Source organism: Polaribacter sp. IC066 (assembly GCF_007997085.1).
Taxonomy (GTDB): domain Bacteria; phylum Bacteroidota; class Bacteroidia; order Flavobacteriales; family Flavobacteriaceae; genus Polaribacter.
The window spans coordinates 1-15,681 of record NZ_VORR01000020.1 but is presented as its reverse complement, the minus strand read 5'-3'; the positions used below and the strand labels follow the sequence as shown (position 1 = coordinate 15,681).

At 33.2% G+C, this 15,681-nt stretch carries 7 protein-coding genes; 4 read left to right on the top strand and 3 right to left on the bottom strand.

What is annotated here, in order from left to right:
• Positions 1–309: 309 nt before the first annotated feature.
• On the bottom strand, positions 310–2,847 hold the full coding sequence (locus ES044_RS08590; protein ID WP_147119012.1) for a DUF559 domain-containing protein: 2,538 nt from the start codon (positions 2,845–2,847) through the stop codon (positions 310–312).
• Positions 2,848–3,847: 1,000 nt separating this feature from the next.
• On the opposite strand from ES044_RS08590, the gene ES044_RS08585 reads away from it, so the two are divergent.
• The 4 genes from ES044_RS08585 to purL all read left to right on the top strand — a co-directional run bounded on the left by ES044_RS08585 (position 3,848) and on the right by purL (position 13,379).
• Positions 3,848–5,059 (top strand): RsmB/NOP family class I SAM-dependent RNA methyltransferase, encoded by a 1,212-nt coding sequence (locus tag ES044_RS08585; RefSeq protein WP_147119011.1) that lies wholly within the window; start codon positions 3,848–3,850, stop codon positions 5,057–5,059.
• Between the two features lie 66 nt (positions 5,060–5,125).
• Positions 5,126–7,321 carry an endonuclease gene (locus ES044_RS08580; RefSeq protein ID WP_147119010.1) on the top strand — a complete coding sequence of 732 codons (2,196 nt, stop codon included), beginning with the start codon at positions 5,126–5,128 and terminating at the stop codon, positions 7,319–7,321.
• Between the two features lie 36 nt (positions 7,322–7,357).
• Positions 7,358–9,451, top strand: coding sequence for an endonuclease (locus tag ES044_RS08575; protein WP_147187017.1), 2,094 nt, complete (start codon positions 7,358–7,360; stop codon positions 9,449–9,451).
• Positions 9,452–9,611: 160 nt separating this feature from the next.
• Positions 9,612–13,379 carry a phosphoribosylformylglycinamidine synthase gene (purL, locus tag ES044_RS08570; protein ID WP_147187015.1) on the top strand — a complete coding sequence of 1,256 codons (3,768 nt, stop codon included), beginning with the start codon at positions 9,612–9,614 and terminating at the stop codon, positions 13,377–13,379.
• A 351-nt stretch (positions 13,380–13,730) separates the two neighbouring features.
• Here purL and ES044_RS08565 read toward each other — a convergent pair whose 3' ends face one another.
• Complete coding sequence (locus ES044_RS08565) at positions 13,731–14,477, bottom strand: GIN domain-containing protein (protein ID WP_147119007.1); 747 nt, start codon at positions 14,475–14,477, stop codon at positions 13,731–13,733.
• A 510-nt stretch (positions 14,478–14,987) separates the two neighbouring features.
• On the bottom strand, positions 14,988–15,681 hold a 694-nt coding region (locus ES044_RS08560), incomplete at its 5' end, for an IS66 family transposase (RefSeq protein WP_147118669.1).

The window sequence follows — 15,681 nt, the reverse complement described above, 5'->3', positions numbered from 1 at the left end:
TAAACCTTGTTAAATATAAGATTTCTCGACTTTTTTTTAAACAAAACCTTGCTTTTTTTAAAATAATTTCATCAAGATAAAAGAGACAATTTTATTTTAAGCTATATAGATTTATCAGCTAGTTAAGATCAAGTCTTGGCTCCCTGCCGGCTGACTGGCAAGTTAATCCTAAAAACGAAACAATCTTGAGTCTTTTATCGGACAAGAATGCTTTTTTATTAGAGATTAACTAAAAATTATAAACTCTATTGGGTATAATTCTAAAATCACAAAAATCACCTTGATATAAAAATTAGCAAAAAGGAATCTTTAACTAATAATACTCCAAATTTTTGAGGATTTAGAAACCTGAATAAAGGTTCTTTTGATGGGTAAATTTTCTGGTTTCGATAAATTAGAATCGTCTTGCAATAAAGCAATTGCGGTATTTCTTGCAGATACCAAAATTTTAGAGTCTTTCACAACATCTGCAATATTTAAATTTAATACGCCACTTTGTTGGGTTCCCATTAAATTTCCTGGACCGCGTAACTTTAAATCTACCTCGGCAATTTTAAAGCCGTCTGTAGTTTCTACCATCGTTTTTAAACGTGTTTTTGCTTCTGCGGATAACTTAAAACTCGATAATAGTATGCAATAACTTTGGTCTGCCCCTCGCCCAACGCGCCCTCTTAATTGATGTAATTGCGATAAGCCAAAACGTTCTGAACTTTCAATAATCATCACACTTGCATTGGGTACATTTACACCCACTTCAATTACAGTTGTGGCCACCATAATTTGAGTTTCATGCTTCACAAAACGTTGCATTTCATACTCTTTGTCTGCAGGTTTCATTTTTCCGTGTACAATACTAATTTGATATTCTGGTGTAGGAAACTCGCGAGAAACACTCTCAAACCCATCCATCAAATCTTTATAATCCATGGTTTCAGATTCCTGAATTAACGGATATACGATGTATACTTGTCTACCTTTGGCAATTTCATCTCGCATAAATTTAAAAACCGACAACCGATTGCTATCAAAACGATGCACTGTTTTTACTTCTTTTCTTCCTGGAGGTAATTCGTCAATCACAGAAATATCTAAATCTCCATACACAGACATTGCCAAAGTTCTAGGAATTGGTGTTGCGGTCATGACTAGAATGTGGGGAGGAGAAGCCCCTACAACCTCCCCGAAGGGGAGGTTTTCCAACTGCTGTGTTATCTGTATTACGATTTTATCTGTGTTTCCTAGTACTTCTTCGTTGGTGAATCTGATAACTTTGAAACCTAACTCCTGTAAAATTGTTGTTCTTAATTCATCGGCCTCCTGTTGTTCTTTGCTATTGTGATATTTGCCATCAACTTCAATAATTAACTTTTTTTCTATAGAAACAAAATCGACAATAAATTCATCTATTAGATGTTGCCTTCTAAATTTTATATCTAACTTTTTAGTTTTTAATTGTTCCCAAAGAACTTGTTTTGCTTCCGTAGTTTTCTTTTTACGCTCTAATTGCAATTCTTTCATCAATTTATAAGTTGATGGACGGGCAGTTTCATACCGATTCCGCACAGATGTCCCCTTCCCTTCGGAAAGGGTTAGGGATGGACCTCCCCCACCTTTAGCCCACAATTTAGATCTTTGTGCTACTCCAAAACGATGCTGTTCATCGATGATGGCAATTCCTAAATTTTTAAATTTCACCTTATCTTCTAACAAAGCATGTGTACCTATTAAAATATCTAATGTTCCGTCTTCTAGATTTGCATGAATTTCTCTTCTCTTTTTAACTCTTACAGAACCTGTTAGAATATCTACCTTAAGATCCATTCCTTGTAAAAGTTCTGAAACTGCGATATAATGCTGATTTGCTAAAATTTCTGTTGGCGCCATAATAGTAGCCTGAAAACCGTTATCAATTGCCAAAAGCATAGAAAGTAAAGCCACAATTGTTTTTCCTGAACCTACATCTCCTTGTAAAAGACGATTCATATGTGCACCAGAAGCCACATCTTTTCTTATTTCTTTTAACACTCGCTTTTGAGCATTGGTTAAATCGAAAGGTAATTTATCTGCATAAAATTCATTAAAAATAGCGCCTACATTTTCGAAAATAAAGCCTTTAATTTTTGTTTTGTTGATGAGTTTCTTTCTCAATAACTGCATTTGAATAAAAAATAATTCTTCAAATTTTAAACGATATTCTGCTTTGGCTAAATTTTCTTGACTTTTAGGAAAATGCACATTTAAAAAAGCATCTTTTTTGGGCATCAATTTAAAATCGTCTATAATTTCTTGTGATAAGCTTTCTTGCATTTTATCGTAAAATTGCTGCAATAAGATCTGAATATAACCGCGCATCAACTTATTAGAAATACCTGAATTTGTAAGTTTTTCTGAAGACGGATATACAGGCTGCATTTTAGTCTGCAACTTCTTTTTATACTCTGTAACCAATTCCATTTCTGGATGTGGAATACTAAAAGAACCGTTATAATGATTCAGTTTACCATACACTACATAAGGTTCATTAATTTTCAAAGAATCTTTAATCCATTTTTGTCCGCGAAACCAAACCAACTCCATCGCTCCTGTTGCATCTTGAAAAGTAGCAACTAACCGACTGCCTCTTTTTTGTGCTACGGATGTAATGCGTGTTATTTTACCAACAATCTGTACTTCAGAAGAGTTTGGTTGTAAATCCTTTATAGCATAAAACTGTGTTTTATCAATATACCGAAAAGGAAAAAAGTTAAGTAAATCATTGCATGTTTTAATACCCAATTCTGAATATATAAGACTTGCTCTTTGTGCACTAATTCCGGGAATATATGTTATTGGATTGCTTAAAATCAACTTGTAAAATCTAGACAACGAAAATACAGCAATCAGATTTTATAAACGATATTTTATTTATTTTTATGGCGTACCGAATAGAATAACCTACCCACCTTATTACTTATCATAGATATTATATAAATTTATTTTTATAGTGACGTGCAAGTAAATTGAATTATTTTTTGATTAATTGAAATGAAAAGTAATTAGCATAGCATCGTTACTGTAATTATTTTTGATAATAGGTAAGCGGAAAAAAAACGATTTATTAGGGCATTATAAGGCTAATTTGGTATTAATGAACTAAAAATAAATCACACTTACCTATATTAGGTATGTGTTCTTTAAAAACTAGTTTAAAAGACACAAAATTATACGGTAATACTGAATAAAAAATATAAATTTTTAACAGCTATATATATTTTGAATATTCACTATTTGAAATGCTAGCCTCTTAATCGTTAAAACGCCAATATATGCGATGAGGTTTTACGGAAAACATTCACTTGTTTGAGCTACAATTCTAGAATGTCAATTTAAAAGATAATCAAATTTAAACAAAAAAAAGAGAGCTGATAAATCAACTCTCTTTTTTGTTAAATAATAATAATTTAACAATCTTATAATCCTATTTGAGATTTACTTAAAAATAATTTTAGTCACGGCATAATTTGTTTCAGAGCTTACGACTCTTAAAAACATAACTCCTGGTTTTGCTTGAACATCAAAGTTAAAATCGTTTCGGCCTTCTCCAACTAGAATAAATTAAAGAATAACAAAGCCTCTGTCTTACTTTATCAAAAAAAAATATCTCCTACATGATCACTTAAAACCATAAATAAAAAAGAACACAACAACTGAAATCAATTTTTCTAATCTTTAATCTTATCACAATAAGGCTATATGCCGTAGATGAAAATCTTTAGTCCTGCTTCGGTAGGACTTTTTTTGTCCTTTATCTTTTCTAAAGAAACTCTTATAATTCTTGTACCTTTACCCCGATTATTTAATTATAAAAATGAGATTACATAGAAATTTAACATTTGCTGTTATAGACAGTATAAGAGATATTTTTAACGAAGGTGTTTACGCTGATAAAGCCGTAGAAAAAGCCTTAAAACGCGATAAACGCTGGGGAGCAAGAGATCGTAAATTTGTTGCAGAAACAATTTATGATATTGTTCGTTGGAACCGCTTATATGCAGAAATTGCAGAAGTAAAGATACCGTATGATAGAGATAATATTTGGCGATTATTTTCTGTTTGGTGTATTTTAAGAGGTATTGCTTTACCAGATTGGAATCAGGTTGGCGATGTACCAGAAAGAAGAGTAAAAGGTCGTTTTGCAGAATTGTCTAGAACCAGAAAATATAGAGAATCTATTCCTGATTGGATGGACGAATTATGCCTTTCTGAATTAGGTGAAGAAATTTGGACCAAAGAAATAGCTGCTTTAAATGTGCAAGCAAGTGTTATTTTAAGAACCAATACCTTAAATGTTTCTAAAGAAATTCTTCAGAAAAAATTAAAAGCAGAAGGTGTAGAAACAGAATTTGTACCGCATCATCCAGATGCTTTATTATTACCAGAAAGAGCGAATGTTTTTAGAACAGAAGCTTTTCACAATGGCTTTTTCGAAGTGCAAGACGCTTCCTCTCAATTAGTTGCTGCTTATTTAGATGTAAAACCTGGCATGAAAGTTATTGATACTTGCGCAGGCGCTGGTGGCAAAACCTTGCATTTAGCAGCGCTAATGGAAAATAAAGGGCAAATTATTGCGATGGATATTTACGAAAGTAAACTGAAAAAATTAAAAATTAGAGCCAAAAGAAACAAAGCACATAACATAGATATGCGTGTGATTGATTCTACAAAACCTATTAAAAAATTACACGGCAAAGCAGATAGAGTTTTAATCGATGCTCCCTGTTCTGGCTTGGGTGTTATCCGTAGAAATCCTGATTCTAAATGGAAATTACAACCCGAGTTTATAGACAACATCAAAAAAGTACAACAAGAAATTTTACAAAGTTATTCTAAAATGGTAAAACCAGGCGGAAAAATGGTGTATGCTACCTGCTCTATTTTACCCTCTGAAAATCAAAATCAAGTGAATACTTTCTTAACATCAGAATCAGGAAAAGATTTTACATTTGTAAGCGATAAAAAAGTTTTAGCGCATATTGATGGTTTCGACGGATTCTACATGGCGCTTTTAGAAAGAAAATAATTTTTTTAGAGCACTATTTTAAAAATACTACTACATAAATTCCATTGATTAAACCAAAATTAAATTATGACAAAAAAACTACTTACTGTACTCACTATTTTATGGGTTGCACAACTTTCTTTTGCGCAGGTACAACCTTATTATAATGATGTAGATTTAACACTTTATGGACTCGAATTAAAAGACGCTTTGGCTGTTAAAACCATCGCAGCGCATTCGCGCTTTTTAGAATATACAAGCAGCGGACCCGATGTTTGGGACGCTACTAAAATTACCGATGACAATATAAATTTTTCTGGTGATGTCGTTTTATTTTACGGCTGGGAAGATGGTTCTGACCAAGATGATACCAACGATTTTTCTAGAGACAATAGAGCACAAGATAAGGCAGACGGAAACTCTTTTGTTTGGAACAGAGAACATGTTTTTCCTAAATCTTTAGCAAATCCAGTACTAGATACCAATGTTCCTGGCCCCGCAACCGATGCGCATCATTTGAGAGCTGCAGACAGAACCCGAAATTCTACTAGAAATAATAGAAAATATGGAAGAGGATCTGGTACTTCTAATTTTTCTTCTATTGATTCTCATGAAGGTTTAGATGGCCCAAATACATCCGCTTGGTATCCTGGTGATCAATGGAAAGGAGATGCTGCAAGAATGATTATGTATATGTACATAAGATATGGTTCGGTTTGTTTACCAACAGCAGTGGGTGTAGGCAGTAAAAAGTTTACAGAAGATGAAATGATTGATCTTTTTTTACAATGGAATGCAGAAGATCCTGTTTCTGCCATTGAAATTGCTAGAAATACTTATCACGGAAATGCGGAAGCAGATGCAGCGCAAGGAAATAGAAATCCGTTTATAGACAATCCATATTTAGCAACAAGAATATGGGGCGGAGACTCTGCAGAAGATCGATGGGATTTTTATAAAAAAACAGATACCAAGGCACCAACCAAGCCTTTAAATGTAACCGTAAACAACATCACCTTAAATTCTTTGGATTTTGTTTGGACAGCATCTACAGATAATATTGGCGTAACTCTTTATAATGTATACGTAAATGATATTCTCGAAGAACAAACAACAAATACAACTATTTCTTTATCAAACTTAAGCTCAAATACAAGCTATAGCGTAACTATTATTGCAAAAGACCTTATCAACAATAAGTCAGATGCTAGTATTGCAGTAAACGCAAGAACACTAGAAGATACAGAAGCACCAACAACACCTATGAATGTGATGGTTCGTAACCAAACAGATTCTTCTTTTAAAGTTTCTTGGTCTGCTGCTTCAGATAATAATGCTGTTGGCGATTATGAAGTTTTTGTAGATGGTACTTTAAACGGTTCTACTTCAGCTATTTTTTACACGGTAAGCGGTTTAGACTCAACGACTAGTTATTCGGTAGAGGTTTTAGCAAAAGATGTAGATAATAATAAATCTAATAAAAGTGCTGCAATTACTGCAACTACAACAGCCGGAACGTTTAACGGAGTTTCAGAATTGTTTATATCAGAATATGCAGAGCCTGCAAGCGGTAACGAAAAAGCAATTGAAATTGTAAATCTTTCAGGTGCTACCATAAATTTATCAGCATATTCTATTCAGAAACAATCAAATGGAGGTACTTGGGTAGATGATTATCCTTTAGGAAATGTAGATATTATTCCTGGTGATGTTTTTGTTATTGTACATGCAGATGTTACTGAACAAGTACTTTTAAATGAAGCCGATTTATTTGGCCCACCAAACGAAGATACTTCTCCTTACGGCTTTGGTTCTCCTTTAAATTTTAATGGTAACGATCCTATTGGTTTGTATAAAGACGGTGTTTTAATTGATATTGTTGGTTTTGAAGATGATTCTAGCAAACATATTGAAAATAAAACGTACCGTAGAAAAGCACCTATTGCAGCACCAAACACACGTTTTGATAAAGCGGAATGGGAAATTTTGGCCGCTGGCACTTTTGATGGTTTTGGCAGTCATGCTTCAACTTTAAGCACAAAAGAGAATGTATTGAGCAATTTTAGTATATATCCGAACCCAACGAATGGTAACGAAGTGTTTTTTAGTATATCAGAAAATGCAACCGTGCATCTTTATACCCTTTTAGGTAAAAGAATACTTACGGCTCAACTTTCTGAAAATAAGAATGCAATAGATGTTACCAGTTTATCGAAAGGTATTTACATGGTAAAAGTTTCTATTGGAGAACAAACAGTAATTCAAAAATTAATAAAAAACTAACTTACTAGCGATATTTTTTAGTTCAAAATTTACAACATGAAAAAAATATTATTTTTTACATTTCTTTTTTTAAGCTTTTTTGTAAACGCACAAGAAGCATATTATAGCGATGTCGATTTAACAGCAGAAGGCCAAAACCTAAAAGAAAAATTGGCAACAAAAACCATTAATCAACACACCAATTTTTTAGTGTATACACCTGGTGTTTGGGAGGCATTAAAAGTTACCGATTCAAACCCTGATAATAACACTGAAGTTTTATTGATTTATGGCTATTCAGATTCTGGCACTACGGCAAGAACAAGAAGTAAAAGTTTAACAGGTGGTGATCAAGGAGAATGGAATAGAGAACACACCTATGCTAAATCTTTAGGAAACCCTAATTTAGGCACATCAGGTCCAGGAGCAGATGCTCATCATTTAAGACCATCAGATGTCAATTATAATGGCCAACGTGGTAGTTTAAGATTTGCAGATGGTAATGGCAACTCTGGTAATGTTTCTGGTGGCTGGTATCCTGGTGATGAATGGAAGGGAGACATTGCAAGAATGATGATGTATATGTATATTCGTTATGGAGAAGAACAATGTTTACCTACAAATGTTGGTATTGGCAGCTCGGTAAATACCGAAGACGCCATGATTGATTTATTTTTAGAATGGAATGTAGAAGACCCCGTATCTGATTTTGAAAGACAAAGAAATACGTTTCACGATTCTAGTGAAACCTATGCACAGGGAAATAGAAATCCGTTTATAGACAACGCATATTTGGCTACCAGAATTTGGGGTGGCGCAGATGCTATCGATTCTTGGGGATTGTATACTTCTTCAGATGAAGAAGCACCAACCGCACCTACCAATGTATCTTTAAGTAATATTGGCACATCAAGTATCGATGTTTCTTGGACAGCGGCAACAGACAATGAAGCGGTTACTAAATATGAAATTTTTGCAAATGGCGTGTTAAACGGTAACACAGCAAACACCAACTATACAATTTCAAATTTAAGTTCTAACACAACGTATCGTATTACCGTGTTAGCAAAAGATATTGCAAATAACGAATCTGCTTTATCAACGGCTGTAAACGGAACAACTTTAGTAGACACTACTCCGCCCTCTGTTCCTGCAAACATTACAATTAGCAATCAAACAGGTGCTAGTTTTAGAGTAAACTGGGCTGCCTCTTCAGATGATTCTTTTGTTGCAAAATATGATGTTTTTGTAGACGGAACATTAAACGGATCAACCACAAATACAAACTACGATGTAACGGGTTTAGCCGTTTCTACAACATACAGTATCACTATTTTAGCCAAAGATTCTGCAAATAATATGTCTGAAAAATCGAACGCAGTAAACGCAACAACGTCAAACGGATTGAGTGATGTTTCTGAACTATTCTTTTCTGAATATGTAGAAGGTACTGGCTTTAACAAAGCTCTAGAAATTGTAAATTTAACGAGCAATAACATCAATCTAACTTCTTATACAATTAAAAGACAATCTGGAGGCGAATGGGAAGCACCGCTGCAATTAGTTGGAAATATTGCAATAAATGATGTGTATGTGATTATAAATTCTGATGCTACAAACAACACGTTATTGCAACAAAAAGATTTAGAAGTTAATAATACGACACCAATGACATTTAATGGTGACGATAGAATTGGGCTTTATAAAAATGATGTGTTAATTGATATGATAGGAGATTTAGACGGTACCGATGTATTTGCAGAAAATATCACCTTAAGAAGAAATACAAATGTAAAAGAGCCCAATATAAATTATAGTGAGCAGGGCGAATGGTCTGATTTCTATTCTACGACAATAGATTATAGTGATATTGGTAATTTTAACGGCACTTTTACTTTAAGCATTGATAAGAACATTTCTCTAAAAGCTTTAGAAATCTATCCGAACCCTACCAATGGAAATAAATTTTATATTCGAACAACTGAAGACACAAATGTTACTGTTTATAATGTTTTAGGTAAAGTAGTAAAAATAGCAAAAATTACTGCTAACAAAAATAGCATAGACATCTCTAATTTATCAAAAGGAGTTTTTATTGTTAAAATGAATCGAGACAATAAATCGATCACTAAAAAATTAATTAAAAACTAATTTTTGAAAAGTATATTTAAAAAGACTGTCTTTATAAGGCAGTCTTTTTTTTTGTTTGATACAGAAATATATGCCTCTAAAACTTCAACTAAATTAATTGGAAGTTTTAAATTGAAAAAAAGTAAATTTGCGCACTTAATAGAATTCTAAACAAGAACGAATGATTCATTTCTTTGGAAATAAAAACAATACACTATTTGCTGTTCAAACAACAAAAGAATTAGCGAAAGCAACGATTTCTAAATTAACTTGGTTATTTGCCGACCAACCTAAAATAGAAGAAACATCTTTAGATGCTTTTTATATAGGCCCAAGAGCTGCAATGATAACACCTTGGAGCACCAATGCTGTAGAAATTACTCAAAATATGGGAATCAAAGGCATTATTAGAATTGAAGAATTTATGGCAGTTTCAGAAGATTTTTCTGATTTTGACCCAATGATTTCCGAGAAGTTTAGCAGCTTGCATCAAGAATCATTTAAGATTGATGTAAAGCCAGATGCTATTTTAAATATTGATGATATTGCTATTTACAACAACCAAGAAGGCTTGTCTTTAAGTGATGAAGAAGTAACGTATTTAGAAAGTGTAGCAACTAAAATAGGAAGAAAATTAACAGACTCTGAAGTATTTGGCTTTAGTCAAGTAAATTCAGAACACTGTAGACATAAAATATTTAACGGAACTTTTGTGATTGATGGCGAAGAAATGCCAACATCATTATTTAAGTTGATCAAAGAAACAGCGAAACAATTTCCGAACGATATTGTTTCGGCTTATAAAGACAATGTTGCGTTTATAAAAGGACCTAAAGTAGCACAGTTTGCACCAAAAACAGCAGACAAACCAGATTTTTATCAAAAGAAAGACTTTGAATCTGTAATTTCAATAAAAGCAGAAACGCATAATTTCCCTACAACTGTTGAACCTTTTAACGGCGCTGCAACTGGCGCTGGTGGAGAAATTAGAGATCGACTTGCTGGCGGAAAAGGTTCTTTACCTTTAGCAGGAACAGCGGTATATATGACTTCATATTCTCGTTTAGAAGACAAAAGATATTGGGAAAATAAATTTGAAGCTAGAGATTGGTTGTATCAAACTCCAATGGATATTTTGATAAAAGCTTCGAATGGCGCATCCGATTTTGGAAATAAATTTGGGCAACCTTTAATAACGGGTTCAGTTTTAACTTTTGAACATGAAGAAAATTCAGCGGTAAGTACTTCAAAAGCTAGAAAGCTTGGGTATGATAAAGTGATTATGCAAGCTGGCGGAATTGGATATGGAAAAGCAGATCAAGCTTTAAAAGACACACCGAAAGAAGGCGATAAAATTGTAATTCTTGGTGGCGAAAATTATAGAATAGGCATGGGTGGCGCTGCAGTTTCATCTTCTGATACTGGCGAATTTGCATCAGGAATTGAGTTAAACGCAGTGCAGCGTTCAAATCCTGAAATGCAAAAACGTGCTGCTAATGCAGTTCGTGGGATGGTAGAAAGCGAAGAAAATTTTATTGTTTCTATTCATGATCATGGTGCTGGCGGACATTTAAATTGTTTATCTGAATTGGTAGAAGATACTGGCGGTCATATCGATTTAGATACATTGCCCGTTGGAGATCCTACTTTGTCTGCAAAAGAAATTATTGGCAACGAATCTCAAGAAAGAATGGGATTGATTATTGCCGAAAAACACATCGATACTTTACAGAAAATTGCAGATCGTGAACGTTCGCCAATGTACACCGTTGGTGAAGTTACAGGAAATGATCGGTTTACTTTTGAATCTAAAACAACCGGTGCAAAACCGATGGATTTGGCGTTAGAAGATATGTTTGGCTCCTCACCAAAAACAATTATGACAGACAAAACTGTCATCAGAAATTATAAAAATCCGCGTTATAAAACAAAAAACTTAAAAATATATTTAGAGCAAGTTTTACAATTAGAAGCGGTTGCTTGTAAAGATTGGTTGACCAATAAAGTAGATCGCTGTGTGGGTGGTAAAGTTGCGAAACAACAATGTGTTGGACCGTTGCAAATTCCATTGAATAATGTTGGCGTAATGGCGCTAGATTATAACGGAAAAGAAGGTGTTGCCACTTCTATTGGCCACGCTCCTATTGTGGGTTTAATTGATGCCGAAGCAGGAAGTAGAATTGCAATTACAGAAGCGCTTACCAACTTAATTTGGGCGCCGTTAAAAGACAACTTAAAAAGTGTTTCGCTGTCTGCAAATTGGATGTGGCCTTGTAAAAATGAAGGCGAAGATGCTCGTTTGTATAAAGCTGTAAAGGCAGTTTCAGAGTTTTCGATTGATTTAGGAATTAATGTACCAACAGGTAAAGATTCTTTATCGATGAAGCAAAAATATAAAGATGATGAAGTACTTTCTCCTGGAACGGTAATAATTTCTGCTGCTGGTAATTGTACTGAAATTTCTAAAGTGGTGGAGCCTCTTTTAAAAGTTGATGGAGGAAACATCTATTATATTAATATTTCTCAAGATGATTTTAAATTAGGCGGAAGTTCATTTAATCAGGTATTAAATGCCATCGGAAACGAAGCGCCTGATGTAAAAAATGCTGCCTTTGTAAAAAATACCTTTAATACAATTCAAGATTTAATTAAAGCTAATAAAATTGTTGCAGGACATGATGTTGCTTCTGGCGGTTTACTGACCACTTTATTAGAAATGTGTTTTGCTGATGTAAAGTTAGGCGCAGATTTTAACATTACTTCTTTACATGAAGAAGACCCGATTAAAGTATTATTTGCAGAAAATTCAGGAATTGTTTTTCAAGCGGATGCTTCTGTAGAAACTATTTTATTAGAAAATAATATCGAGTTTTTTACGATTGGTTCTGCAAATAATTCAGGAATTGTAAACATCAAAAACAACGAAGATAATTTTTCTTTTGATGTTGCTGAAATGAGAGATGTTTGGTATAAAACTTCTTTTTTATTAGATCAAAAACAAACCGCAAATGGTTTGGCACAAGTCCGATTTGATAATTATAAAAAGCAACCTTTAACCTATAAATTTCCAGAAAATTTTACAGGTAAATTAGAGGACGTCATTGCGAACCTTTCGACTTCGCTCAAGACAGCCACAGTGAAGCAATCTACTAGTAATAAAGAGATTGCTTCGGCAAAAAAGCCTCGCAATGACGGCAAGCGTCCAAAAGCTGCCATTATTCGTGAAAAAGGTTCAAACTCTGAACGTGAAATGGCAAATGCCATGTATTTAGCTGGTTTTGATGTGAAAGATGTACACATGACCGATTTAATTTCTGGTCGTGAAACTTTAGAGGACATACAGTTTATTGGTGCTGTTGGTGGTTTTTCTAATTCTGATGTTTTAGGTTCTGCGAAAGGTTGGGCTGGCGCATTTTTATACAATGCAAAAGCAAAAAAAGCGTTAAAAAACTTCTTTAAAAGAGAAGACACCTTGTCTGTTGGTATTTGTAATGGTGCACAATTGTGGATGGAATTAGATTTAATCAACCCTGATCATAAAGTGCATGGTAAATTGGTTCATAACGATTCTAAAAAACATGAAAGCTCTTTTACTTCTGTAAAAATTCAAGAAAATAATTCTGTCATGCTATCTAGTTTAGCAGGAACGGAATTAGGGGTTTGGATTTCTCACGGAGAAGGAAAATTTAACTTACCAGAAGCGGAAGAAAACTATAATATTGTTGCAAAATATGGGTATGCAGGCTATCCGAATAATCCGAATGGCTCTGATTTTAACACCGCGATGCTATCTGATAAAACAGGGCGTCATTTAGTGACCATGCCGCACATAGAACGTTCTACTTTTCAATGGAATTGGGCAAACTACCCTGCAGGAAGAAAAGACGAGGTTTCGCCTTGGTTAGAAGCTTTTGTGAATGCTAGAGTATGGATTGAAAATAAAGGGTAAAGTTTATAAAATGATACGTAATGATTTATAAAATCATTACGTATCATTTGAATAATTAAATATCAACTTCTAATTAATAGTGAGATTGCCACAGAAAGTAAAAAAAACTTTCTTCGCAAAGACTACTATAAATAAAAGTTCAAAATTCAAAAAAAACAGCTTTTAGAAAATTCTAAAAGCTGTTTTTTTTTGCGTTAGGGATTGGAATGGCATCCTTTTTATGCTAAAGTAAAGTCTCTATTTCTTACCAGAAATAAAATTATTTAATGGATAATAACAAAATTCTCTAATATTACTGCATAAAAAGATATAATGGAAAGCCCGACCTTTGGTAACGCCCAAAACAAGAATCTATAGAACTCTTCTAATCGTAGATTCGCCAATAACAATGCCTTTTTTTAAACTTCCATCTCCTTTATAAAGTACGGTTGCCTCGCCATACGCGGTTACTTTGATTTTTTCTGATGCGTTTACATGAAAGGCTCCGTCGCCGTAAGCCGTTATTTTAGTTTCTTTAGAAAAAACATTTTCCGCCATTACTTTACTTGCCCCGTATGTCGTTATTTTTTGCTTTTGAATACTACCAGCATCCATCTTTAAAAAACTTTCACCGTAAATAGAAACGTATAATTTATTTACATCAATAGAGTTTACCGTAACTTCAGAATTTTCATAGATACGTAAAATACACTCATCTTGCACCAACGGAGTTTGAAATGTAATTTTCTCTTCTCCTCTTAAAGAAAAAGTATTTACAGCTACGTACGTAATAATTACCTTTGCCACTCTGCCCATGTATAAAGGAACTTTTCTTTTAGAATTTCTAATAACAATCTTTTTATTTTTAGTGTATGTTTTAGCTCCTTCTAAATATACATGTAAGGTGCCTTTATTTAATTCGTACTGAAATTTTTCTAGGGCAACGTTGATATCTTGGCTAACGATACTCGCTTCATTTCCTTTTTTAAAGATTGCCTCGATATGCGGACTCACAATAATTTTATTAAAATCGTTATTTAATTTTATTGTTTTCTGTGCTTTTAAATGGCTAGAAAAACATAGCAAAGAGATAAAAAGAATACTTAATTTGAATTTCATAATTTTTGATTTAAAGTTGATTTTTTTGGATAAATTTAAGTGTTTAGCTTTATAATAGCTAAAGTAAAGACTAGAGGTTTTTTAAATTGTGACAGTTTTTGAGTAATTATCTAAACTTTAAATAGTTTATTTTCTGAAATAAACCACTTCAAAAACATAGTTGTTTGTTAAAATTGTAACTCTAAAAAATATTTTCTTACCTATGAAAACAGCCCGTAAAAATTAAAAAATCATTTTTATTGCCATCCTTTTTTTGATCATTTAGGCTTTAGCTCTTGCAAGAGAGAATTTTTTTTAATTTTAAGTTACTCGCACTGGGTATCTATTTTAAAAAAAAGACAATTTTATCGGGTTTAGATCAGAGTTGATAAAAATTATCTTCCATTTAATAAAGTACCCGAAAGAACAGGAGAAGAAGTTTTACCTTGTTTTTTAAATTTAATATAAAATGTTTAACTGCAAAACTGGTCTATTCATCTACATTTTTTTGTTTTTAATCTTTTATCGTAACTATTCAGCCTTTAAAACAGCAATAGTTTTAAAAGCAGCGAAAATATTTTGACCATTCTTAATACAGGTATCTGTTACTGATCTAATAACCGCATATATCTGTGCACCATTTTCAGTTTTAAATTGACCCGATACTTTTTGTTTGACCTTCACATTTCTAATCGCTCTTTCTGAAGCGTTATTATCTGAAGGCACATTATAATGGTCAAGAAAAGTAAGAATATACTCTTTGTATTTTCTCATTCGCTTATGAAAAGCACGAAGTTTTTTCTGCTTTTCAACAAGCGGTTTTTCTAATAAATTAACTAAATCATTTTTTATTCTATCCCTTTCTGCGACTGGAAATTTATAACATTCTTGTTTCAATTTTTTCTTAAGTTCCAAAGCATCCAACAACATTCTTTTAAAATTTGTAGCCCAGTTAGACTCAAAACGTTGTTCAAGAAATATAAGTTCTCTTAATAAATGTGCACTACATAATTGGTGTGTTTTACATTGGGTTTGAAAATGGCTTGCCCAACAATCATGCACCAATATCGTATCTTTAAAACCTTTTGGAAAGTTTGCTTTAATCGTATCAATTCCTCTATTTTTAGAGAACACTACATAAGTAGCAAACTTGCTTTGCCAAGTCCAAAACCAATTATTTTTACCATTTACTTTAATACCAGTTTCATCAGCACCAACCACATTT

Coding starts and splice junctions, on each gene's coding strand:
- purL (WP_147187015.1), top strand. CDS start 9,612: ATGATTCATTTCTTTGGAAATAAAAACAATACACTATTTGCTGTTCAA.
- ES044_RS08585 (WP_147119011.1), top strand. CDS start 3,848: ATGAGATTACATAGAAATTTAACATTTGCTGTTATAGACAGTATAAGA.
- ES044_RS08575 (WP_147187017.1), top strand. CDS start 7,358: ATGAAAAAAATATTATTTTTTACATTTCTTTTTTTAAGCTTTTTTGTA.
- ES044_RS08580 (WP_147119010.1), top strand. CDS start 5,126: ATGACAAAAAAACTACTTACTGTACTCACTATTTTATGGGTTGCACAA.
- ES044_RS08565 (WP_147119007.1), bottom strand. CDS start 14,477: ATGAAATTCAAATTAAGTATTCTTTTTATCTCTTTGCTATGTTTTTCT.